The organism is Rhizobium sp. O111, assembly GCF_055616315.1.
Genome location: NZ_JBSHXL010000001.1, coordinates 3,434,006 through 3,453,783, shown reverse-complemented (window position 1 = coordinate 3,453,783; position 19,778 = coordinate 3,434,006). Strand labels below are relative to the sequence as shown.

Here is a 19,778-nt window from a genome sequence, read left to right as displayed (position 1 = left end):
CGCAACTGCCTAGCCTGAAGGCCCGCCACGGTGGGCCTTCGTTTTTTCAGGAGCATTGCATTTGGAAGCACTTGGTCTGAGCAGTGACGAATGGACGGCGATCATGCTCAGTCTGCGCGTGTCGATCGTTGCAATGCTGGCAAGCCTGCCTTTCGGCATCGGTGTCGCGCTGCTTCTGGCGCGGGGACGCTTCTGGGGCAAATCCATTCTCAACGGCATCGTGCATTTGCCGCTTATCCTGCCGCCCGTCGTCACCGGTTTCATCCTGCTCGTGCTGTTTGGCCGGCGCGGGGTGATCGGCGCCTTTCTCGATCAATATTTCGGAATCGTCTTCTCCTTCCGGTGGACGGGGGCAGCACTGGCCTGCGCCGTGATGGCCTTTCCGTTGATGGTGCGCAGCATCCGCCTTTCCATCGAGGCGATCGACCGCAAACTTGAAGAGGCCGCCGGCACGCTCGGCGCCAGCCCGTTCTGGGTCTTCCTGACGGTGACGCTGCCCCTCACCTTGCCCGGCATCATCGCCGGCATGATCTTGGCCTTCGCCAAGGCGATGGGCGAGTTCGGCGCGACGATCACCTTCGTCTCCAATATCCCCGGCGAGACGCAGACGCTGTCAGCCGCGATCTATTCCTTCACGCAGGTTCCGGGCGGGGATGCGGGAGCGCTGCGGCTGACCCTGGTTGCTGTGGCGATCTCCATGGCCGCGTTGCTCGCATCCGAATTCCTGTCACGTCTCATCGGGCGGAGGATCGATCCGCAATGACGCTCGTTGTCCAGGCAAAGCATCGGTTTGACGCGTTCTCGCTCGAGGCGGGGTTCACGTCGGAGCGCGGGATTACCGCGCTGTTCGGCCGTTCGGGCTCAGGCAAGACCTCGATGATCCGGATGATCGCCGGGCTGACACGGCCCGACGACGGACAAATCAGCCTCGACGGCGAGATCCTGACCGATACCGCCAAGCGCATCTTCGTCGCCAAGCATCGCCGGCGGTTCGGCTATGTGTTTCAGGAAGCACGGCTCTTCCCGCATCTTACCGTGCGCCAGAACCTGACCTACGGCCGCTGGTTCGCGCCGAAGGGGGCGCCACGGGAGAGCTTTGAGCGGATCGTCGGCTTGCTCGATATCGAAAGGTTGCTCGGCCGCAGCCCTGAGCACCTGTCCGGCGGCGAAAAGCAGCGGGTGGCGATCGGCCGCGCGCTTCTGTCTTCACCGCGCCTGCTTCTCATGGATGAGCCGCTTGCTGCGCTCGACGAAGCGCGCAAGGCGGAGGTGATGCCGTTCCTTGAGCGTCTGCGCGACGAGATGGATATTCCGATCGTCTATGTCAGCCATTCGGTGGCCGAAGTAGCGCGGCTTGCCGATCAGGTCGTCGTCATGCAGGAAGGCCGGGTTAAGGCCATTGGCACGGCAACCGAGGTACTCAGCCTGCCCGCTGCGTCGCTTGATCGGCGCGAGGCGGGTGCCCTATTGCAGGGGCGTGTGGAGGCCGTGGACGAGCGGCATCGCCTCGCCACCGTTGCGATGGCGACCGTGCGGCTGCATGTGCCAGATGCCGGTCTTGCGCCGGGCAAGGCAGTGCGTGTCCGTATTCCCTCTCGCGATGTGATGCTCGCCACCGAACGGCCGAATGGCCTCAGCGCGCTCAACGTGCTTGAAGGTACGATCCTGGCAGCGACACCGTCCGACGATGCGACCGTAGACGTGACGGTCGATTGCGGCGGTGACGCGATCCTGTCGCGGATCACCAGTTTCTCGGCGGAGCGCATGGCGTTGCGCGAGGGCATGCCGGTGTTCGCCATCATCAAGACGGTTGCGCTGGAGCCTTAGGCTGTTGGCTCGGCGCCATCGAGCAAGCGGTTGCTCTCCAGCCAGGCGAGGTCGTCAGCCAGGGTCACCCGGATCGTTTGCTCCATCTGCCGAAAACGCGCCAGCAGTTCCTCGCCGAATTCAGTCAACGCCGCGCCGCCACCCTTCTGGCCGCCTCGCTGCGATTCCACGACCGGATGCTTGAACATCCGGTTCATTTCGCTGACCAGCAGCCAGGCGCGCCGATAGGACATGTCCATCGCACGGCCGCCGGCGGAGATCGAGCCGGTCTCCTTGATGTGCTCCAGCAGTTCCATCTTGCCGTGCCCAAGGCGGTCTTCATGCGGGAAGCTGATGCGAAGGACCGGGACAAGCGTGTTTTCTAAGGTGTTTTTCATTTGCAATCTTCGCACTGGGACGAAGCATCACTTTACTGAGGGCGACGGCAACTGTACACAGCCCGGCAGGATGCACTTGAGGCTGAGCCATCCGTTGCTGCCGCGCCAAATCCGGCATTCATGCTTTGTGATCGCGGGCGTCTTGAAACATTTATGGTTCGGTGCCTATCTTAACCATGATTTGGTTCGCCAAATCAGTGATGTGCATGCTTTGTCATTCCGAGAAAGGGAAAGCACTGACAACAGTACACGCAAAGGGAAGCACGAAAGTCGTTGTCCCGAAGAGCCCGGAACGTGGCGTTGATGCCGCTGCCCGCGCCCTGCACACCGTCCTCGTCAGCCTCGAGGACTCCAAAGCTGAAGATATCGTTTCCATCGACATTGCCGGAAAATCGGCGCTCGGCGACTTCATGGTTGTTGTCTCGGGCCGCTCGAGCCGCCATGTCATGGCCATTGCCGATCACCTGCTCAGCGACCTCAAGGATGAGGGCTTCGGCTCCGCCCGGGTCGAAGGCCAGGATGCCGGCGATTGGATTCTGATCGATACCGGCGATGTTATCGTGCATGTCTTCCGTCCCGAAATTCGCGAGTTCTACAACATCGAAAAGATGTGGCAGGCTCCCGATCTGGACGAGACGCTGCACTGATACTCCAGCCGGCAGGCTGTCTGGACGCTGCGTCCGGCGCCTGATAGATGGATCTGATTGGGCCGGCGGTGCTTTAGCCCCGGCCTGCGGCACCTTTGAGCCGCGAAAGGCCTGATAGCAGGAGCGGACACATGCGCGTTGGTCTTTTTGCCGTGGGGCGGCTCAAATCCGGCCCAGAGAAGGATCTTGCGGCGCGTTATTTCGACCGCTTCGCGAAGGCCGGTCCCGCCGTCGGCCTCGAATTCTCCCGCGTTGTCGAAGTCGCCGAAAGTCGCGCCTCCAATGCCGATACGCGCAAGCGCGAGGAAGCCGGCATGCTTCAGAAGTCGCTGGCGGAGGGAAGTATCCTCATTCTCCTCGACGAACGCGGCAAGGCGCTCGATAGCGAAGGTTTCGCCACTCTTCTCGGGAATTACCGCGATCAGGGAAAGCGCGACATGTTGATCGCGATCGGCGGCGCCGATGGGCTTGATCCGGCGCTCTACGATCGGGCCGACGCAACGCTGTGCCTGGGCAAGATGACCTGGCCGCATCAACTCGTTCGCACGCTGATCGCCGAGCAGCTCTATCGCGCCGTGACGATCCTCTCCGGCCATCCCTATCATCGTGTCTGAGCGCTCACGATCATTCACGCAGGTGTGTCTTGCGCGAGCGGGCGGCAGGCCTCAATCTTTCTGGCAAAGACGGTCAAATCAGCTTAATCTTCGCGCGGTTTAAGAGGATTTACCGATCGGCATGCCGACACCTGCATCCAAGCGAAACTATGTGATCTTGTCGGTTGCCGTGGCTGGCCTTGCCGCGTCGGTTCTCGGCGTGTCCGGGTGGGTGTCCGCTCTGGCGCAGGAGCAGCCGGCCGCCGCGCAACCGGACTCGCCGTCGACAAGCGCGCCCGTTGCGGCTGCGGCACCTGATCCGGCCGTCGAACTGGAAAAGAAGCGCGACCAGACGCGCAGCGAGCTGGATGCGCTGTCGAAGACCATCAATCTCTCTTCGAGCAAGGTCGCGGAACTGCAGAAGAGCATCGAGGATCTGGACAAGAGCACCAGCAGTGTTCGCCAGGCGCTGATCGATTCCGCGGCGCGGCGCAAGTCGCTGGAAAAGCAGATATTGGAGAGCGAGAAGAAGCTTGCCGATCTCGGCGTGAAGGAAGATGCGGTTCGCCAGTCGCTACACGAGCGGCGCGGGCTGCTGGCCGAGGTGCTCGCGGCACTGCAGCGGATGGGACGCAACCCGCCGCCGGCGCTTCTGGTGACGCCTGATGATGCGCTTGCCTCGGTGCGCAGCGCCATCCTGCTCGGTGCCGTCGTTCCCGGCATCCGCAAGGAGACGGATAAACTCGCCGCCGATCTCGGCAACCTGGCCTCGCTGCAGGCCGCAAGTGCCGCCGAGAAGGCCGGCTTGACGACGACGATGACCAACAGCCTCGAGGAAGAGCGGCGCATGGATTTGCTTCTCGCCGAGAACGAGAAATTGAGCCGGAGCAATACAGCCGAGCTCAATGCCGAGCGACAGCGCTCCGAGGAACTCGCAGGCAAGGCCACGAGCCTGGAGAGCCTTGTGGCGTCGATGGAAAGCGAGATTTCATCCGTTCGCCAGGCGACCGCCGCGGCGCGCCAGGCGGAGGAAAATCGCAGGCTGCTGACGGATGAACAGCGCGCGCAGGCCAAGGCTTTGGCGGACAGCGGGGTGCCCGATAAAAACCGCATTGCGCCCGCATATCCGTTCGGAGAATTGAAGGCTAAGCTGGAGTTGCCCGTTGCCGGCGACATCCTGCGCCAGTTCGGCGATGCCGATGGAACAGGCCATGAGGCGATGGGTATGACGCTGGCGACCAACCCGGAGACGGTGGTTACCGCACCGGCGGATGGTCTGATCGTTTATGCCGGCGCGTTTCGCAGCTATGGGCAGATGATCATTCTCGATGCCGGCGACGGATATCACCTGGTTCTCTCCGGAATGGAGACCATGAACGCGCGGCAGGGCAAGTTTGTTTTCGCCGGCGAACCGCTTGCGGTGATGGGTGCGAAAAGAGTGGCCAGTGCGACTGCATTGGCGCTGGAAACAAACCGACCAACGCTTTACATTGAATTTCGAAAAGACGGAAAGCCGGTCGATTCCCGACCATGGTGGACCGCCAAAGACACCGGAAAGGCACGCAATGATTCGTAGGGCTTCTCTTGTTCTGGTTGGCGCATTGATGGGTGCGACGGCCATGAGCGTCATCTATTCCGCCGGTGTGCCCGCGGAAGCGGCGGGGGCGTCCACCTACAAGGAACTGTCCGTTTTCGGTGACGTATTCGAGCGTGTTCGCGCCCAGTATGTGACGCCGCCGGCTGAGGACAAGCTGATCGAAAATGCCATCAACGGCATGCTGTCGTCGCTTGACCCGCACTCGAGCTACATGAACGCCAAGGACGCGGCGGACATGCAGACCCAGACCAAGGGCGAGTTCGGCGGTCTCGGCATCGAAGTCACGATGGAAGACGAGCTGGTCAAGGTCATCACGCCGATCGACGATACGCCGGCCGCCAAGGCAGGTGTTCTCGCGGGCGATTATATCTCGGAAATCGACGGACAGTCTGTTCGTGGCCTGAAGCTTGAAGACGCTGTCGAGAAGATGCGCGGTGCCATCAACACCCCGATCAAGCTGACGCTGATCCGCAAGGGCGCCGACAAGCCGATCGAACTGACGATCGTTCGCGATGTCGTGGCCGTGCAGGCGGTCAAGTCGCGTGTCGAGGATGATGTCGGGTATCTCCGCATCATCTCGTTCACCGAAAAGACCTACCCGGACATGGAAAAGGCGATCGAGAAGATCAAGAAGACCGTTCCGGCCGACAAGCTCAAGGGCTACGTGCTTGACCTGCGCCTCAACCCGGGCGGTCTGCTCGACCAGGCGATCCAGGTATCGGATGCGCTTCTGCAGCGCGGCGAGGTGGTTTCCACGCGTGGCCGCAATCCGGACGAAACCCGCCGCTTCAATGCCGGCCCTGGCGATCTGACGGATGGAAAGCCTGTGATCGTTCTGATCAACGGCGGCTCGGCTTCGGCATCGGAAATCGTCGCCGGCGCCCTGCAGGATCTGCGTCGCGCCACGGTTCTCGGCACACGCTCCTTCGGCAAGGGATCGGTCCAGACCATCATTCCGCTCGGCGAGAACGGCGCGCTTCGCCTGACGACGGCGCTCTACTACACGCCGTCGGGCCGCTCGATCCAGGGCACAGGCATCACGCCTGACATCAAGGTCGAAGAGCCGCTGCCGGATGATCTGAAGGGCAAGATGGTGACCGAGGGCGAATCCGCACTGCGCGGCCACATCAAGGGCCAGAGCGAGACGGACGAAGGCTCGGGCTCCGTCGCCTACGTGCCGCCGGATCCGAAGGATGACGTGCAGCTCAACTACGCACTCGACCTTCTGCGCGGCAAAAAGACGGATCCGTCTTTCCCGCCGAACCCTGAAAAGGCCGTCAGCGCCAAGTAACGATCAGATGAGGCGTCAGGCCGGATGAGGATCCGGCCTGACGCCTTTTTGCTGTCCTGTCGATGGAAGCAGCCGAAGAATGAATACCGATCTGCACGCGCCCCTTGGACAGAACCGCAAGCCTGGCGGCAAGCGCCCTGGCGTCTTGCGCACGGGGCGGGTGGTTGCCGGGCTTTGCCTCGTGCTAATCGGCGGCTTTTCGGTCTATACCGCCTTTCGCGGCGATGGCCTGAAGCGCGAGACGCCGCCCGCCAAGGAGCAGGCCTCCGCCGTTCCCACCGACACCACTCAACAGACCGCCACGCCCGATGCGACGCCTCTCAACGGCATGCCGCGCAGCGACGCGAATTCCGGCGCCAATGTCGAGCGCATGACGACGGGGGATGGCTCGGTGGTGACCAAATACAGCCCGAAGACCCGTGATGGAAACGGCCCCGTTCTGATCGACGCCATGCAGGTGGGCCAGGATCCGCGAATGGCCGCGCTGCCGAACGATGCCCTGCTCGAGGCGTCGTCGTTCGGACGGTTGCCGATCGTTGGCCCCGATGGCCGCCGGCCGATGGATCAGTATGCACGGCCATGGTCGGGGACTCATGGGACGCGGATCGCGATCGTCGTGAGCGGTCTTGGCCTCAGCCAGACGGGCACGCAGCGGGCGATCCAGCAGTTGCCCGAGGAGGTGACGCTCGCATTCGCCGCCAGCGGCAACAGCCTGCAGCGCTGGATGCAGGAGGCGCGTCGATCCGGCCACGAAATCTTGATCCAGGTGCCGCTGGAGCCTTTCGATTACCCGGCGAACGATCCTGGGCCTGACACGTTGCTGACGTCGAAAAGCGTGGCCAAGAATATCGAGAGCCTGCACCGGGCGATGGGCGAAATCACCAACTATACCGGCGTGCTGAACTACCAGGGCGGCCGTTTCCTTTCGGATGCGAATGCGCTTGAGCCTGTCATGCGCGATATCGGCAAGCGCGGGCTGTTGTTTCTCGACGACGGAACCTCGGCTCAGTCGAAGACCGCCGCGATCGCCAAGGGTACGGAGACGCCCTACGCCTTTGCGGACGTGCAGCTCGACGGGCAGGTGGATTTCAACGCGATCACCAACAAGCTGGATGAGCTCGAGCGCGCGGCCAAGCGCAACGGCCAGGCGATCGGCGTTGCCTCGGCATTTGACGAGAGCATCGATGCCATTTCAAAATGGACGGAAGAAGCGGCGATGCGCGGCATCGAGATCGTCGGGATCGCCGCACTGACCAATGATCCAAAGAAACCCTAGCAGAGACAACCATGAGCCAATCGACCGTTAAAGCCGAAGATCTGCCTTATCGCCCCTGCGTCGGCGTGATGATCCTCAACCGCGCCGGGCTCGTCTGGGCCGGCCGCCGGATTCCGGCGGAGAATTCGGAATATGACGGCTCACCGCAGCTGTGGCAGATGCCGCAGGGAGGCATCGACAAGGGCGAGGACCCGCTGACGGCGGCCTATCGCGAGCTCTATGAAGAGACGGGGATGAAGACGGTGACGCTGCTTGCCGAGGCGAAGGACTGGATCAACTACGATCTGCCGCCGCAGCTGATCGGTATCGGGCTCAAGGGCAAGTTTCGCGGGCAGACGCAGCGCTGGTTCGCTTTCCGCTTCGATGGCGATGAGAGCGAGATCGCCATCAACCCGCCGCCGGGTGGGCATTCCGCGGAATTCGACGCCTGGGACTGGAAGCCGATGGCGGAGTTGCCGGAGCTGATCGTATCCTTCAAGCGCGGTGTCTACGAACAGGTGGTCAGCGAGTTCAGCCATCTCGCGGGATTGCCGGCCGCCTGATTGATGGTACCTGATTTGGATGCCGGCCGCCTGGGCGACCGGCTCCTGTGGCTTGATTATTCGGCTTGGTCGGCGGAGTCGGCGTTCAGCTGGCCATACTTGGCCTCGCCGATCTTGCCGAGCAGCTCAAGCTGCGTTTCGAGGAAGTCGATGTGGCCTTCTTCGTCCATGAGGAGCTCTTCGAAGAGCTTCATGGAAACGTAGTCGCCTGCCTCATGACAGATATCGCGGGATTTCTTGTAGGCGGTGCGGGCGTCGTATTCGCCGGCGAGATCCGCTTCCAGAACTTCCTTGACGTTCTGGCCGATGCGCAGCGGCGCAAGCGTCTGCAGGTTGGGGTGGCCTTCGAGGAAGATGATGCGTGCGACGAGCTTGTCGGCGTGCTGCATTTCTTCGATCGATTCAGCGCGCTCTTTCTTGGCAAGCTTGGTGTAGCCCCAATCCTCGAGCAAACGATAGTGAACCCAGTACTGATTGACAGCACCAAGCTCCAAAAAGAGGGCCTCGTTAAGCCGCTCGATGACTTTTTTGTCGCCTTTCAATGTCCGCTCTCCTGTTTTCTTCATGGAAGTTTCTGAGGCGGGACATGAAATCAAATATTTCGGCATCCGTCGAGTGCCGACGGGCGTGATAGTCCTCGGTCGTCTGAATGATGATGTCGACCACATTCGGGAAACAACCGCAGCAACGGCCGCGTTTTTCCATGGCGTGGTAGACTTTCGCAGGGACAATAAGCTGCCAACAGTCCTCATCGAGAAGGCTGTTGATAACCTCCCGGATTTCAGTGTCGGTTATGTAATTGCAGCTGCAGACAAGCACGTCTTCATTCCAAACATGACAATGACTATCGTCTTTTTGCTAAAGAAGACGCTTGTTGTCAAGAAAGATTCATATTCGGGCACTCCCGCTTCGCTCGCCTTCCGGCTCGCTTACGATCCAATCGAAACGGATGGCTCTCCGCCTGCGACAACGTCCGAACGGACCCGCCATTGAAAATCAATGAAAATTACGGCCCTTCGGCATGACCGAGGCCGTGGCTTCATTCCGCCCACGATTGTCTCGCGTGGTTATTCTTTTTTCCATCACCGCCTTCTCCAATGTCTCGCTGAGCTTCTTCTGCCGGGGATCGGCGGTCGGTCGGCGCGCTTCGTCCGAGCGGTCGCAGACGCCGAAGCGGTTGGCCTCCTTCTGCAATAGCCCCAAGGCGTGCGTCATGTCCTCGATGTGATCGACAACCGTATGGATCACCCCGCTCTGGCTCTGCAGCTTGCCGCGGATCTTGACGAGCCGGGCGCCCATGACGATGGCGCGGTATTTCTCGAAGGTCTTCGGCCAGACGATGGCATTGGCGACACCGGTTTCATCCTCCAGCGTCATGAAGATCACGCCCTTGGCCGAGCCCGGGCGCTGACGCACCAGAACGAGGCCGGCGATCGTCACCCACCGGCCGTTAGGAACCTTGAGCAGGTCGACGCTGCGGGTAATGCCGATCCCACGCAGTTCGTCGCGCAGGAAGGACAGAGGGTGCGCCTTGAGCGACAGGGACAGATACCGGTAGTCCTCGACCACCTGCTCGCCCGGCAGCATCTCAGGCAACTTGGCCTCAGGCTCGACCTGCAGGTCGAGATGGGATGCCTGATCGAACAGCGGCAACCGTTCGGCCGCGCTCTTCACATCGAGCGCGCGGACCGCCCATAGCGCTTCGCGCCGGGACAGGCCGATGCTGTTGAAGGCGTCCGCATCCGCCAGCCGCTCGATATCGGATTTGTCGAGGCTCGAGCGCAGCCAGAGATCGCGGATGGAGGTATAGCCCGCCTTCCTGTTTGCCATAAGCTTCTCGCGTATGGCCTCCTCGGATAGCCCCTTTACCTGGCGAAAGCCGAGGCGAACGGCGTGATTGGCCTTGATGACATCAGTCATCTCACGATGACGAAAGTCGATCCGACGACCATCGAAGCGTCCGTCTTCCAGAAGGCAGTCCCAATCCGAGCTGTTGATGTCGACCGGCCGGATCTCCACGCCGTGCTCCCTGGCGTCGCGGACCAGCTGCGCCGGCGCGTAGAAGCCCATCGGCTGCGAGTTCAGCATGGCTGCACAGAAGACATCGGGGTAATAGGCCTTCACCCAGGAGGAGGCGTATACGAGCAGCGCGAATGAGGCTGCGTGGCTTTCCGGAAAGCCGTATTCGCCAAAACCCTTGATCTGGTTGAAGCACTGTTGTGCGAATTCTTTCGAATAGATCTTCTTGGACATCATGCCGTCGATGAAGCGCTTTTCGAAATTGCCGATCGTGCCGGTTCGCTTGAAGGTCGCCATCGCCCGGCGCAACTGATCGGCTTCCGCCGGCTTGAAACCGGCCGCGGTGATGGCGATCTGCATAGCCTGTTCCTGAAAGAGAGGGACACCAAGTGTCCGCTCAAGAACACCTTCCAGTTCTGGGCTCGGATAGTCGATCGGAATACCTTGCCGTCGCTGCTCTCTGCGCTTCAGATATGGGTGGACCATGTCGCCCTGGATTGGGCCGGGCCGGACAATCGCCACCTCGATCACCAGATCGTAGAATTCTCTTGGGCGCAGGCGTGGCAGCATGCTCATCTGCGCCCGGCTTTCGATCTGGAATACGCCGAGAGTATCAGCCCGGCAGATCATGTCATAGACGGGCTCTTCGTCTTCGTGTTTGGCATTGCCGAGATCCGCGAGGGTCTTCTTCTCGTCGTAATGCAGCAGAAGAAGGTCGAAGGCCTTGCGCAGGCAGGTCAGCATGCCGAGTGCCAGAATGTCGACCTTCAATATCTTCAAATTGTCGAGATCGTCCTTGTCCCACTCGATCATGTAACGGTCCGGCATGGCCGTGTTCATGATGGGCACGACCTCGTCGAGCCGATCGCGAGTGATGACGAAACCACCGACATGCTGGGTGAGGTGCCGGGGAAAGCTCAGAAGCTCTGAGGCATATTTCAGCACGTTGTTGGTCACGACGTTTCCGGTATCGAGACCGGCAGCCTTGGCCTCGCGTTCCGAAAGCTTGTCGTCAGACCAGCCCCAGACCAGACTGCCAATCGCCGACTGGACGTCTTCCGACAGGCCAAACGCCTTTGCGACCTCCCGCCCTGCAGAACGCGTGCGGTAACTGGTCACGGCCGCCGTGAGGCCGGCATGCTCCTTTCCGTATCGCTGGTATATGTGCTGGATCACCTCTTCACGCCGGTCGTGCTCGAAATCGACATCGATGTCGGGGGGCTCGTCGCGGTCCGTGGACATGAAGCGGTCGAAGAGAAGCTTGTTCTTCTCCGGATTAACCTCGGTGATTTCCAGGCAGTAGCAGATGACCGAGTTGGCAGCCGAGCCACGGCCCTGGCAAAGAACATGTAACTTGTATCGGGCATGCATGATGATCCTGTGGACCGTCAGGAAATAAGGCGCGTATTGTTTTTCCTTGATTAGTTCCAGCTCATAGCGGATCTGCGCTCTGGTTTCCTCCTTCATCTCCTCTGGAAAACGTCTGGCGGCTCCGGCCCAGGTCAGGCGTTCAAGTGTCTCGTAAGGGGTTTCACCCTCGTCGTTTTCATCCGGGTAATTGTGCTGCAGGTCATCGAGGCAAAAACTCAACCCGTCGAAGAACCTTTGTGTATTGATGACCGCGTCCGGATGATCCCTGAAAAGACGTTTCATTTCACGTTCGTCTTTCAGATGGCGTTCTGCATTCGGCGCCAACAGGAAGCCTGCCTTATAGATTGGAACGTGTTCACGTATCGAGGTGACGACGTCCGACAAGGGGCGGCGAGCCGCTTCGTGAAATAGCGGCTGGTTGGTGGCGATGAGAGGCACACGGTTGCGGGCGGCCAGCATGGAAAGAACGGAAAAAACGCGCCTATCGCGGCCGTCATAAGCGGGCGTCAGTGCCATGTGGAACTTACCCTGGAAACGCTCCCGCAGGCGTTGGAGGCAGGCTTCGAAGGCGGGGTGACGACTGGTATCGTCGGCGATTGATGGGTTGGGAACAAGCGCCAGCATCATCCGGTCTCCCCATTCGATAAGGTCGGCCTCCTGCAAGAGGCAACTGCCCTTTTCCGCGCGCAGATTACCGGCGCTCAGCAGGCGACAAAGATGGCCCCAGCCTTTTCGGTCTTGTGGATAGGCCAGAATGTCCGGGGTCTCATCCGAGAAAACGAGACGAGCCCCCGGCTGAAAGCGAATTGGGTCGAGAACGGTTTCTGGCTTCTCGTCCCCCTGCAGTCGTCCCTGCTGTTTTCGCTCGTATTTTTCTTTGATCGCCTTGGCTTGGGCATGCGCCCTGACGACGCCGGCCACAGAGTTGGTGTCGGCAATGCCGAGACCGCCCAGTTTCAGGAGCGTGCCCTGCAGCACCATCTCCTCAGGCTTGGATGCACCTTCCAGAAAGGAGAAGTTCGTCTTGGCGCCGATCTCGAAAAAACCGGCGTTCATGCGAGCATTCCATGCATGTACCAGCTTTGCTTTTCATCGTAGCCGTAAAGGCCTTCGCGATAGATCCAAAACCGATAGCCCTGATCGTCCTCGATGCGAAAATAATCGCGCGAGGGCTTATCCTTGTCGTCGGTCTTGTCTTTCATCCACCATTCTTCAGCAATCCGTTCAGGCCCCTCGCTTTTGACGACGCGGTGGCGCATGCGGCGCCATTGAAAGCTGACGGGTGCGCCGTCGGGAACCTCTACGGCGAAAGCATCCATGGGTTCCGGCCGTTGCAAGAGACGGACCGGTCTTTCGCTGCGCGCTGGTGGTGTAATGATTTGCTCAATTCGGGATGCCGATAAAGCGTCGATCGCGGGGACGAGAATAGCCGCCCTTTCTGGTATATGGCTTTCGCGTAACTGAAAGGTTTGCAGGCAATCGACACCGAGCCTTGCCGAAACGCGATCAACGAAGATGGCCAGCGATGCGTCCGTTTGACGGTGCCCCTCGAAATCGCTCTGGGCCGTATCGAAATTTTCGTGGCGCAGGACATTGAGGCGTAGAATCTCAAATCCGTAGCCGGCATCGAGATCGTCATGGACAGCCTGCAGGCGTTCGGTGAAGAGGACGGCGATGCGCCTTGGTTCCCGCAGCGGCCTTGTCGTGCCGGCCGCGATGCGGAAGACCTTGCCATCGACACGAAACAGGACAAGTTCGAAAACACGACCGCCGACGCCGCGCGCCTCCAGTGAGGGTTTCAGCGCATGGGCGATCTGGTCGGTCACGGCCAGAATCTCCTCTTCCGCAGCAACCGGTTCCATCAACCGGCGCTCGGCCGAGAGGCTGGCGACGGGCAGGCGTGGTGATATCGGCTCCTCATCCGTTCCAAGTATCTGGTCAAGCCGCAGCAGCACACTTGCGCCGAAGCGGCGGGTCAGCGGCGCACGCGGGGTTTCCATCAGGTCGCCGATATATTTCAGCCCCATCTTGGTGAGCGCTGCGACCGTATCGTCCGAGAGACGGAGTGCTGCGACCGGTAGAGGGGCAACGACCCGTTCCGTCTCATCCGCGTCGATCACGCCTCCCTGGCCGAAACGGCTGACCGCCCAGGAGAGGCCCGGGGAGGAGGTGATCGCGCCCCGGACGTCGATGCCCATTTGAAAGAGCCTGGACAGGATATCCTTGAGGAGCGCCTTTTCTCCGCCTAAGAGATGAGCGCAGCCGGTGATATCTAGAAAAAGTCCATCCCTGCCGTCGAGCGCCACCAGCGGCGTATAGCGGTCACACCAATCGGCGATGCCTTCGAGAAAGCGCTGGTCGGCGGCCGGATCTTCCTCGATCACCTCGATCGTCGGATGGATGGCGCGGGCTTCGGCGACACCCATGCTCTTTTTCAGGTTGATCGCCTCGGCTGCCTCGTCCAGCGCCGTCAGCCGCATGGTGTTGGCGTGGCGGCCGGAGCAGACGATCGGCGGCGTCTCAGGACGATTGCGTAAACGCCAGGCGAGACCCCATTTCTTCCTGGATATGCGATCGGTCGGCAAATGCGGAAAATACAGTGCCAGAATGCGCTGAGCGTTCGCCTGGAAAGCGAGTGTCGGCTGATGGGCGGACAGGGAAAAACCGGCGGTCATGGGGGTTCCACTCCAGAAGAATGGAGAAGGGAGCCGGGTTTCGGCTCTTCTCCAGGGTGATGCGAAAGATCGGATTGCCGATGCTGCCGCCCAGCATCGAACCATCAGGCAAGGGCCGCGCCGCAGATGGCGCGGGTTCGGCAAGGAAGCGGAAGATGGCGCTGCTGGCCTCTTCCTCCGCTGCCTGCCGCAACAGGAAAAGCGGGCGGCGCGACGCCTTGGCCCGCAGGTTGAGACGACGGCTTTCCGTCAGGCCGAAGGGCCTGGGATTGCCGCGAACCTCAAGAATGGTGGCCGGAAAGACGCCGCTTTCGACGGCGGTTTCCGCCAGCCACAGTGCGTCCTCCAGCTTTTTCGGCGCGGCGTGCAGGAAGAGCCGCGACTTCAGGCCGAAATCGCTGAGGCCGACGGCATAGGGCCGCCCGGCCTCCATCGTCGCCACCGTATCGGCGATCCAGAGGATCGGCAGGTGCGCGTTCGCACCTTCCTCTTGCCCATGCTGGAGCATTGCCGCGATCGCGAGAACGAAGCCGCTGCTTGCGCCGGCATTGCGCAGCAGCGTCGTGCGGATTTCGGTCAGGCCGTCAAGCGGCAGGCCGCCGTCGAGCGCCTCATCCAGAGCGGGGATGCCAAGCGGCAGGCGCAGGACGTCTTCGCTCTTCGGCTTGTCGAGAACGGTGTCGGCCAAAGCCTGGTTTTCCGCCGCCGCCAATGCGGGCACCGGTTTTCCTTCAAGCTTTGCAATGGTTTCGCGGAGCGCAAAAAGCCGCTCGCGCGCCACGGCCGACTGTGCCACGACGTCACTCCATCTATCGGATGTTCCTATTATGTTCTTATGGATTCCAGAGCTCGGCCGAAGAGTCAACAGCCGTTTGATGTGAATTTATTCCTGCCCTTGATTCCGCTCTCGAAAATCAGCGGCAAAGGCTCTATATGGGCGGCAAAGGAAAGGAGCTTTTATGGCTCGCATAGACCAGAGCGACAATTGGCAGGATCGCCACGCTCCGACAATCAGCACGTTCGAGTCTTTGGCGATGGAGGCCTACAGCCACCTGCCGGAAGAATTCCGTGCGCTGACGACCAATCTGACGATCGAGATCGAAGACTTCCCCGATGACGAGGTGTTCGAGGACATGGCGCTGGAAACGCCGTTCGATCTACTCGGCCTGTTCGAGGGACGCGGGATTTCCGAGCGCTTCACCTTGGAAACGGGCGAGCTTCCCAATCGCATCCGCCTCTACCGGCGCCCGATCCTCGATTACTGGGCCGAGAACGACGAGACGCTGGGCGATATCATCACCCACGTGCTGATCCATGAGATCGGCCACCATTTCGGCCTCAGCGATGACGACATGGAGCGGATCGAGGCGAGCGCCGAAGAGGCGGCCGAGCGCTAGGCGCTGGGCTCTTCAGGCGCCCCACAGCAAATCTTACTGCTCGGAAAGCTTCATGTCGGGGTGGTAGTCCTTGCCTTCGACATGCTTGACGATCGCCTGGGCGCACATCACCTGGCCGGTCTGCGAGTTGAAAGTCATGGCCGGCGAGCCGTTCAGCGACCAGCCCTTGTTGAGGGCGTCGGTTACGCGGTGGCAGAAAGCGGCGTCGTCCTGGCCGGTCAGAAGGCGGTAGAGCTTCATTACATCGTCTTTCAGTTTGCCGTCTGGCCTTTTGCCTTCTGGCGTTCTGCAATCAGGCGGGCTTTATGAACCAGAGTTTCCGCCTGGACAAGATGCAGCCGCTCGATCATGCGTCCGTCGACATTGATGACGTTGAGGCCATCCGTGGCGGGGTCGGCGAAGGCTTTCATGATCGCCTCAGCTTCGGCGATGGCGGATGCGTCCGGGCCGAAATGCCGGTTGGCGGGTTCGATCTGCGTGGGGTGGATCAGCATCTTGCCATCGAAGCCCATGGCGCGTGCCTCGGCGCATTCGGTGTCGAAGCCATCGATATCCTTGAAATCGTTGAAGACGCTGTCGATGGCGCAGAGGCCGTAAGCGCGCACGGCGAGGATCACCTGCATCAACCAGGGCACAAGATATTGCCGGCCGGGCTGCGGTAGCACGCCGGTTTCCTTTCTGAGGTCGTTGAGGCCGACGACGAAGCAATCGAGCCTTGAGCCCGCCGTTCGGCCGGCCTCGGCGATCACCGCGGCATTGAGGATGCCGCGCGGTGTCTCTATCATCGCCCAGATCCGCAGTTCGTCCGGCGCATCGCCATCCGCGAGAAGATCGCTGACCGACATCACGTCCTGCGGTTCGTTGACCTTCGGCAGCAGAACGGCATCCGGCTCCAGCGCGCTCACGAGCTCCATGTCGGCGCGGCCCCAGTTGGTGTCGAGGCCGTTGATGCGGATGATGCGTTCCTTGCCCTCGAGCGGTTTGCCCCGGAAGAAGGCGGCCAGGTTATCGCGCGCTTCGGCTTTCTTCTCGGGTGCCACGGAATCCTCGAGGTCGAAGATCACCGCATCGCAATCGAGCTGATGGGTCTTTTCGAGTGCGCGAGGGTTGATCGCGGGAACGCTCAGCACCGAGCGGCGCAGGTTCATCGAACGGGTGAGGGGAGACTGGCTCATCACGAATGTGTGTCAAGCTTTGTGACTGATGGCAAGACAACAAAAAGCCATGCTTATCTTGCAGAAGACAAGACGAAGGACCACATTCCTTTCCTAGAAAGGTTTTAAACCATGCAGAATATTCGTTCCGTCTTCCTTTTGCTTGCAGGCATCACCGCATTCGCAGCGTTGGCGCTCTTCACCTTTTCGGTGACGCTCGCCGTTGGCGCAATTCTGACGGTGCTGATGGTCGGTCGCGCGCTTTCGTTGAAGATGAAGGCGGCTCCGGTCTGCGCAAGGGCGAAGTCCAAGACGCGCGATGGTCAACCCATGCGCATCTGGAACGACGGTCGCGGCACGATCATCGATCTCTGATCGTCCCTATCTGATCGCTTCTGGCGTCCCGAATTTATTTCATACAGTCTGTCGGCTGGCGTTTTGCTCGCGCGTCCTAGATGCGGCAAGGCTTGTGGCTGCACAAGCATCACGCCCAGGCATCAATGGAGGACTGCATGGAAAGCGAAACGCAAACCGGCCAGATGGCCATGCCGTTGGTCAAGAACGGGCTGCTCCCCTACATCACCGTCGATGGCGCGCTGAAGGCTGCGGAATTCTACGAAAATGCTTTCGGTGCCGAGCAGGCATTCGTCGTGCCGCCCGATGAAAAGGGGCGCACGATGCATGTGCATCTCTACATCAACGGCAGCTCGCTGATGCTGAGCGACGCCTATCCCGAACACGGTCATCCGTTCCGGCCACATCAGGGCTTCTCGCTTCAGCTCGTCGTCGACGATATCGATCTGTGGTGGGATCGCGCGGTGAAGGCCGGGGTTGAGGTGGTCATGCCTGTCGAGCGCATGTTCTGGGGCGATCGCTATGGTCAGCTGCGCGATCCCTTCGGCGTCTCCTGGGCGATGAACGAGCCCGCCAAGGCCGGCTAGATCAGTCGCGCCCGGCCGGCCGATTCTTCGGGGCGCTGGCCGGGGCTGCAGATTCCCCTTCATTTTGCCGGGAAACTGGACTAAACGCTGATCAACACACTATCTCTGCCGAACTGGAGGCCAGGCCATGGAAAAATTCACCAAGCTGACGGGCGTCGCCGCCCCTCTGCCGGTTGTCAACATCGACACCGACATGATCATCCCGAAGGATTACCTGAAGACGATCAAGCGCACCGGCCTCGGCAAGGGTCTTTTCGCGGAAGCCCGCTACAATGAAGACGGCACGCCGAACGAGGATTTCGTCCTCAACAAGCCGGCCTACCAGAACGCCAAGATCCTCGTCGCCGGCGACAATTTCGGCTGCGGCTCTTCGCGCGAGCATGCGCCGTGGGCGCTGCTCGATTTCGGCATCCGCTGCGTGATCTCCACCAGCTTCGCCGACATTTTCTACAACAACTGTTTCAAGAACGGCATTCTGCCGATCAAGGTCAGCCCGGAAAATCTGGAAAAGCTCTTGGACGACGCCTCGCGCGGCTCCAACGCCATCCTGACGGTCGACCTGGAAAACATGGAAATCACCGGCCCCGACGGCGGCTCCATCAAGTTCGATCTCGATGCCTTCAAGCGTCACTGCATGCTGAATGGTCTCGACGACATCGGCCTGACGATGGAAAAGGGCAAGGAAATCGACCAGTTCGAAAAGGCCAACGCCGCTTCCCATCCCTGGGCCGCCTAAGCGCTTCGACAAGATTGCATGATCAAGCCGGTGGGTCCGTCCCACCGGCTTTTTCTTTGGCCGCACGGTGGCGTTGTTGCAGTGCTTTGACGCCGCAATAGGCTGGGTTACATTGCCTCTTGATCAATTGCGGGATTAGCCTGGCATGTCGGACCAAGAGAAATCACAGGTGTCATCGCCGACCGAGCTCGTGGATGCGTCCGACGACATCGCTCAGGGGCTTGCCGAGCTCGATCGCGGTGAGAGCACCGATCTCGATGATGTGCTTCGGAAAGCCCGGGCAATTGTTGATGCCGCGGAGCGTCGGTATGGACACCCCTTGGTGCAACATAAAGCCATCGACGGCGACGCCTGATCGGCTCGGTTGCTTCAGAGCAGCCGCTCTCTCCACATCTTGAGCTTTTCCAGCGACACGCCGATGCCGCCGCAGACTTCGATCAGCGGGTTCTTGAAGCGGGCGAGGAGGTCGGGGTGGGTGTCGGCGACGGCAAGGGCGGCGCCGCAGGCGGGTTCGACGAGGATGCGATAGGCGTCGGCGAATTTCAGGCAGGCGGCGACGGCTTCGGCGTCGGTCACCGTCACGCTCTCGATCGGATGATGCTTGGGAAGGTCGAAGACATGCTGGGCGACCTGGCGGGCACCGAGCGAGGTGGCGATCGAGGTGATGGCGGGCAGGGTGATGCGTTCGCTGGCTTTCAGGCTGGCGTTAAAGGATGCGGCCCCTTCGGTCTCGACGGCGATGACGGGCACATTGTCGAGGCCGTTGCGCTTCAGGCCGGCGACGATGCCGGCGAGCAGGCCGCCGCCGCCGACACTGGCAATCACGCAATCAAACTCGGCGCCCTTGGCCACCACTTCGTCAATCAGCGTGCCGTGGCCTTCCCAGAGCAGCGGATGGTCGAAGGGGTGCACATAGGCAGCCTTGCGCTCTTCGGCGAGATTGACTGCATGGGCGTTGGCTTCGTCGAAGACCGAACCATGGACGAGGACGGCGGCGCCGGTCGCTGTGATCGAGCGCCGGACTTCCTCCGAGGTGGTTTCGGGCACGACGATGGTGACGGGTATGCCAAGCGCGCGGCCGGCATAGGCCGCGGCGATGCCGGCATTGCCGCCGGAGGCGCAGAAGATTTCTTTCGCGCCATTTTCCACCTCGTGCTGACAGAGCCTGCCAACGCCACGCAGCTTGAAACTTCCGGCCGGCTGTAGCGCGTCCAGCTTCAGCCAGAGCGGCCGGTTTGCGGCGCTATAGTCGGCGGATGTCAGAAAGAGCGGGGTGTCGAGATGGAGCGGTGCGGCGGGCATGGGCGTTTTCCGGATCATGGTCACGATGCCCTT

21 protein-coding genes and 1 pseudogene are annotated in these 19,778 nt (G+C 61.0%); 13 read left to right on the top strand and 9 right to left on the bottom strand.

Annotated features, from left to right (window positions below; all coding sequences use genetic code 11):
- The first annotated feature begins 61 nt into the window (after positions 1-61).
- Both modB and modC read left to right on the top strand, forming a co-directional pair.
- Complete coding sequence (gene modB, locus ACVTFQ_RS17275; RefSeq protein WP_111562692.1) at positions 62-763, top strand: molybdate ABC transporter permease subunit; 702 nt, start codon at positions 62-64, stop codon at positions 761-763.
- A complete protein-coding gene (modC, locus tag ACVTFQ_RS17270) occupies positions 760-1,827 on the top strand; it encodes a molybdenum ABC transporter ATP-binding protein (RefSeq protein ID WP_111562691.1) in 1,068 nt (355 codons plus the stop codon). Before modB ends, modC begins: the two co-directional genes overlap by 4 nt.
- On the opposite strand, the gene ACVTFQ_RS17265 is transcribed toward modC, so the two are convergent.
- Positions 1,824-2,204, bottom strand: a complete 381-nt coding sequence (locus tag ACVTFQ_RS17265) for a winged helix-turn-helix domain-containing protein (protein WP_047509029.1) — start codon at positions 2,202-2,204, stop codon at positions 1,824-1,826. The genes modC and ACVTFQ_RS17265 overlap by 4 nt on opposite strands.
- A 206-nt stretch (positions 2,205-2,410) precedes the next feature.
- On the opposite strand from ACVTFQ_RS17265, the gene rsfS reads away from it, so the two are divergent.
- The 6 genes from rsfS to ACVTFQ_RS17235 all read left to right on the top strand — a co-directional run bounded on the left by rsfS (position 2,411) and on the right by ACVTFQ_RS17235 (position 8,150).
- Positions 2,411-2,851, top strand: a complete 441-nt coding sequence (rsfS, locus tag ACVTFQ_RS17260; RefSeq protein ID WP_037112036.1) for a ribosome silencing factor — start codon at positions 2,411-2,413, stop codon at positions 2,849-2,851.
- Positions 2,852-2,982: 131 nt separating this feature from the next.
- Positions 2,983-3,465: a 23S rRNA (pseudouridine(1915)-N(3))-methyltransferase RlmH gene (gene rlmH / locus ACVTFQ_RS17255; RefSeq protein ID WP_111562690.1), complete on the top strand. Its 483-nt coding sequence runs from the start codon at positions 2,983-2,985 to the stop codon at positions 3,463-3,465.
- Positions 3,466-3,586: 121 nt separating this feature from the next.
- Positions 3,587-5,020, top strand: coding sequence for a murein hydrolase activator EnvC family protein (locus ACVTFQ_RS17250; RefSeq protein ID WP_111562689.1), 1,434 nt, complete (start codon positions 3,587-3,589; stop codon positions 5,018-5,020).
- On the top strand, positions 5,010-6,332 hold the full coding sequence (locus tag ACVTFQ_RS17245) for a S41 family peptidase (RefSeq protein ID WP_047509025.1): 1,323 nt from the start codon (positions 5,010-5,012) through the stop codon (positions 6,330-6,332). The genes ACVTFQ_RS17250 and ACVTFQ_RS17245 overlap by 11 nt, the downstream gene beginning before the upstream one ends.
- Positions 6,333-6,411: 79 nt before the next feature.
- The gene (locus ACVTFQ_RS17240) at positions 6,412-7,608 is read left to right on the top strand and encodes a divergent polysaccharide deacetylase family protein (RefSeq protein WP_112436391.1); all 1,197 of its coding nucleotides are present in this window, start codon (positions 6,412-6,414) and stop codon (positions 7,606-7,608) included.
- Positions 7,609-7,619: 11 nt separating this feature from the next.
- Positions 7,620-8,150, top strand: a complete 531-nt coding sequence (locus ACVTFQ_RS17235) for an RNA pyrophosphohydrolase (RefSeq protein ID WP_018901053.1) — start codon at positions 7,620-7,622, stop codon at positions 8,148-8,150.
- A gap of 56 nt (positions 8,151-8,206) precedes the next feature.
- Here ACVTFQ_RS17235 and bfr read toward each other — a convergent pair whose 3' ends face one another.
- From bfr to ACVTFQ_RS17210, 5 genes and pseudogenes are all read right to left on the bottom strand, one after another.
- The gene (bfr, locus tag ACVTFQ_RS17230; RefSeq protein ID WP_018901052.1) at positions 8,207-8,692 is read right to left on the bottom strand and encodes a bacterioferritin; all 486 of its coding nucleotides are present in this window, start codon (positions 8,690-8,692) and stop codon (positions 8,207-8,209) included.
- Positions 8,658-9,052 (bottom strand): annotated as a pseudogene (locus ACVTFQ_RS17225) ((2Fe-2S)-binding protein). The gene bfr and the pseudogene ACVTFQ_RS17225 overlap by 35 nt, the downstream one beginning before the upstream one ends.
- A gap of 94 nt (positions 9,053-9,146) precedes the next feature.
- On the bottom strand, positions 9,147-12,596 hold the full coding sequence (locus ACVTFQ_RS17220) for an error-prone DNA polymerase (RefSeq protein WP_111562686.1): 3,450 nt from the start codon (positions 12,594-12,596) through the stop codon (positions 9,147-9,149).
- On the bottom strand, positions 12,593-14,020 hold the full coding sequence (locus ACVTFQ_RS17215; protein WP_409527955.1) for a Y-family DNA polymerase: 1,428 nt from the start codon (positions 14,018-14,020) through the stop codon (positions 12,593-12,595). The genes ACVTFQ_RS17220 and ACVTFQ_RS17215 overlap by 4 nt, the downstream gene beginning before the upstream one ends.
- A gap of 40 nt (positions 14,021-14,060) precedes the next feature.
- On the bottom strand, positions 14,061-15,011 hold the full coding sequence (locus tag ACVTFQ_RS17210; RefSeq protein ID WP_313760772.1) for an ImuA family protein: 951 nt from the start codon (positions 15,009-15,011) through the stop codon (positions 14,061-14,063).
- A 163-nt stretch (positions 15,012-15,174) separates the two neighbouring features.
- Between ACVTFQ_RS17210 and ACVTFQ_RS17205 the strand changes: the two genes are divergently transcribed.
- A complete protein-coding gene (locus ACVTFQ_RS17205; protein WP_018901047.1) occupies positions 15,175-15,612 on the top strand; it encodes a metallopeptidase family protein in 438 nt (145 codons plus the stop codon).
- A gap of 33 nt (positions 15,613-15,645) precedes the next feature.
- Here ACVTFQ_RS17205 and ACVTFQ_RS17200 read toward each other — a convergent pair whose 3' ends face one another.
- Complete coding sequence (locus ACVTFQ_RS17200) at positions 15,646-15,852, bottom strand: DUF1737 domain-containing protein (protein WP_018901046.1); 207 nt, start codon at positions 15,850-15,852, stop codon at positions 15,646-15,648.
- Between the two features lie 11 nt (positions 15,853-15,863).
- Positions 15,864-16,787, bottom strand: a complete 924-nt coding sequence (locus ACVTFQ_RS17195; protein ID WP_111562684.1) for an HpcH/HpaI aldolase/citrate lyase family protein — start codon at positions 16,785-16,787, stop codon at positions 15,864-15,866.
- 111 nt (positions 16,788-16,898) lie between these two features.
- Here ACVTFQ_RS17195 and ACVTFQ_RS17190 point away from each other — a divergent pair, with 111 nt between their 5' ends.
- The 4 genes from ACVTFQ_RS17190 to ACVTFQ_RS17175 all read left to right on the top strand — a co-directional run bounded on the left by ACVTFQ_RS17190 (position 16,899) and on the right by ACVTFQ_RS17175 (position 18,798).
- Positions 16,899-17,141, top strand: coding sequence for a hypothetical protein (locus ACVTFQ_RS17190; protein WP_111562683.1), 243 nt, complete (start codon positions 16,899-16,901; stop codon positions 17,139-17,141).
- A 137-nt stretch (positions 17,142-17,278) separates the two neighbouring features.
- Entirely contained in the window at positions 17,279-17,707 is a 429-nt protein-coding gene (locus ACVTFQ_RS17185; RefSeq protein ID WP_112949480.1) for a VOC family protein, read from the top strand.
- Between the two features lie 127 nt (positions 17,708-17,834).
- Positions 17,835-18,443 carry a 3-isopropylmalate dehydratase small subunit gene (gene leuD, locus ACVTFQ_RS17180; RefSeq protein WP_018901042.1) on the top strand — a complete coding sequence of 203 codons (609 nt, stop codon included), beginning with the start codon at positions 17,835-17,837 and terminating at the stop codon, positions 18,441-18,443.
- Between the two features lie 145 nt (positions 18,444-18,588).
- A complete protein-coding gene (locus ACVTFQ_RS17175) occupies positions 18,589-18,798 on the top strand; it encodes a hypothetical protein (protein ID WP_111562681.1) in 210 nt (69 codons plus the stop codon).
- Positions 18,799-18,812: 14 nt separating this feature from the next.
- Here the strand turns inward: ACVTFQ_RS17175 and ACVTFQ_RS17170 are convergent, their stop codons facing one another.
- Complete coding sequence (locus tag ACVTFQ_RS17170; protein ID WP_111562680.1) at positions 18,813-19,745, bottom strand: pyridoxal-phosphate dependent enzyme; 933 nt, start codon at positions 19,743-19,745, stop codon at positions 18,813-18,815.
- Between the last annotated feature and the right edge of the window lie 33 nt (positions 19,746-19,778).

Excerpts from the sequence above, each read along its gene's own strand:
- ACVTFQ_RS17175 (WP_111562681.1), top strand. The coding sequence starts at position 18,589 with ATGTCGGACCAAGAGAAATCACAGGTGTCATCGCCGACCGAGCTCGTG.
- ACVTFQ_RS17250 (WP_111562689.1), top strand. The coding sequence starts at position 3,587 with ATGCCGACACCTGCATCCAAGCGAAACTATGTGATCTTGTCGGTTGCC.
- ACVTFQ_RS17185 (WP_112949480.1), top strand. The coding sequence starts at position 17,279 with ATGGAAAGCGAAACGCAAACCGGCCAGATGGCCATGCCGTTGGTCAAG.
- rsfS (WP_037112036.1), top strand. The coding sequence starts at position 2,411 with ATGCTTTGTCATTCCGAGAAAGGGAAAGCACTGACAACAGTACACGCA.
- ACVTFQ_RS17220 (WP_111562686.1), bottom strand. The coding sequence starts at position 12,596 with ATGAACGCCGGTTTTTTCGAGATCGGCGCCAAGACGAACTTCTCCTTT.
- ACVTFQ_RS17205 (WP_018901047.1), top strand. The coding sequence starts at position 15,175 with ATGGCTCGCATAGACCAGAGCGACAATTGGCAGGATCGCCACGCTCCG.
- ACVTFQ_RS17215 (WP_409527955.1), bottom strand. The coding sequence starts at position 14,020 with ATGCGGCTGACGGCGCTGGACGAGGCAGCCGAGGCGATCAACCTGAAA.
- ACVTFQ_RS17235 (WP_018901053.1), top strand. The coding sequence starts at position 7,620 with ATGAGCCAATCGACCGTTAAAGCCGAAGATCTGCCTTATCGCCCCTGC.
- ACVTFQ_RS17240 (WP_112436391.1), top strand. The coding sequence starts at position 6,412 with ATGAATACCGATCTGCACGCGCCCCTTGGACAGAACCGCAAGCCTGGC.
- ACVTFQ_RS17265 (WP_047509029.1), bottom strand. The coding sequence starts at position 2,204 with ATGAAAAACACCTTAGAAAACACGCTTGTCCCGGTCCTTCGCATCAGC.
- ACVTFQ_RS17245 (WP_047509025.1), top strand. The coding sequence starts at position 5,010 with ATGATTCGTAGGGCTTCTCTTGTTCTGGTTGGCGCATTGATGGGTGCG.
- ACVTFQ_RS17190 (WP_111562683.1), top strand. The coding sequence starts at position 16,899 with ATGCAGAATATTCGTTCCGTCTTCCTTTTGCTTGCAGGCATCACCGCA.
- ACVTFQ_RS17170 (WP_111562680.1), bottom strand. The coding sequence starts at position 19,745 with ATGCCCGCCGCACCGCTCCATCTCGACACCCCGCTCTTTCTGACATCC.
- leuD (WP_018901042.1), top strand. The coding sequence starts at position 17,835 with ATGGAAAAATTCACCAAGCTGACGGGCGTCGCCGCCCCTCTGCCGGTT.
- modC (WP_111562691.1), top strand. The coding sequence starts at position 760 with ATGACGCTCGTTGTCCAGGCAAAGCATCGGTTTGACGCGTTCTCGCTC.
- ACVTFQ_RS17195 (WP_111562684.1), bottom strand. The coding sequence starts at position 16,787 with ATGAGCCAGTCTCCCCTCACCCGTTCGATGAACCTGCGCCGCTCGGTG.
- rlmH (WP_111562690.1), top strand. The coding sequence starts at position 2,983 with ATGCGCGTTGGTCTTTTTGCCGTGGGGCGGCTCAAATCCGGCCCAGAG.
- ACVTFQ_RS17200 (WP_018901046.1), bottom strand. The coding sequence starts at position 15,852 with ATGAAGCTCTACCGCCTTCTGACCGGCCAGGACGACGCCGCTTTCTGC.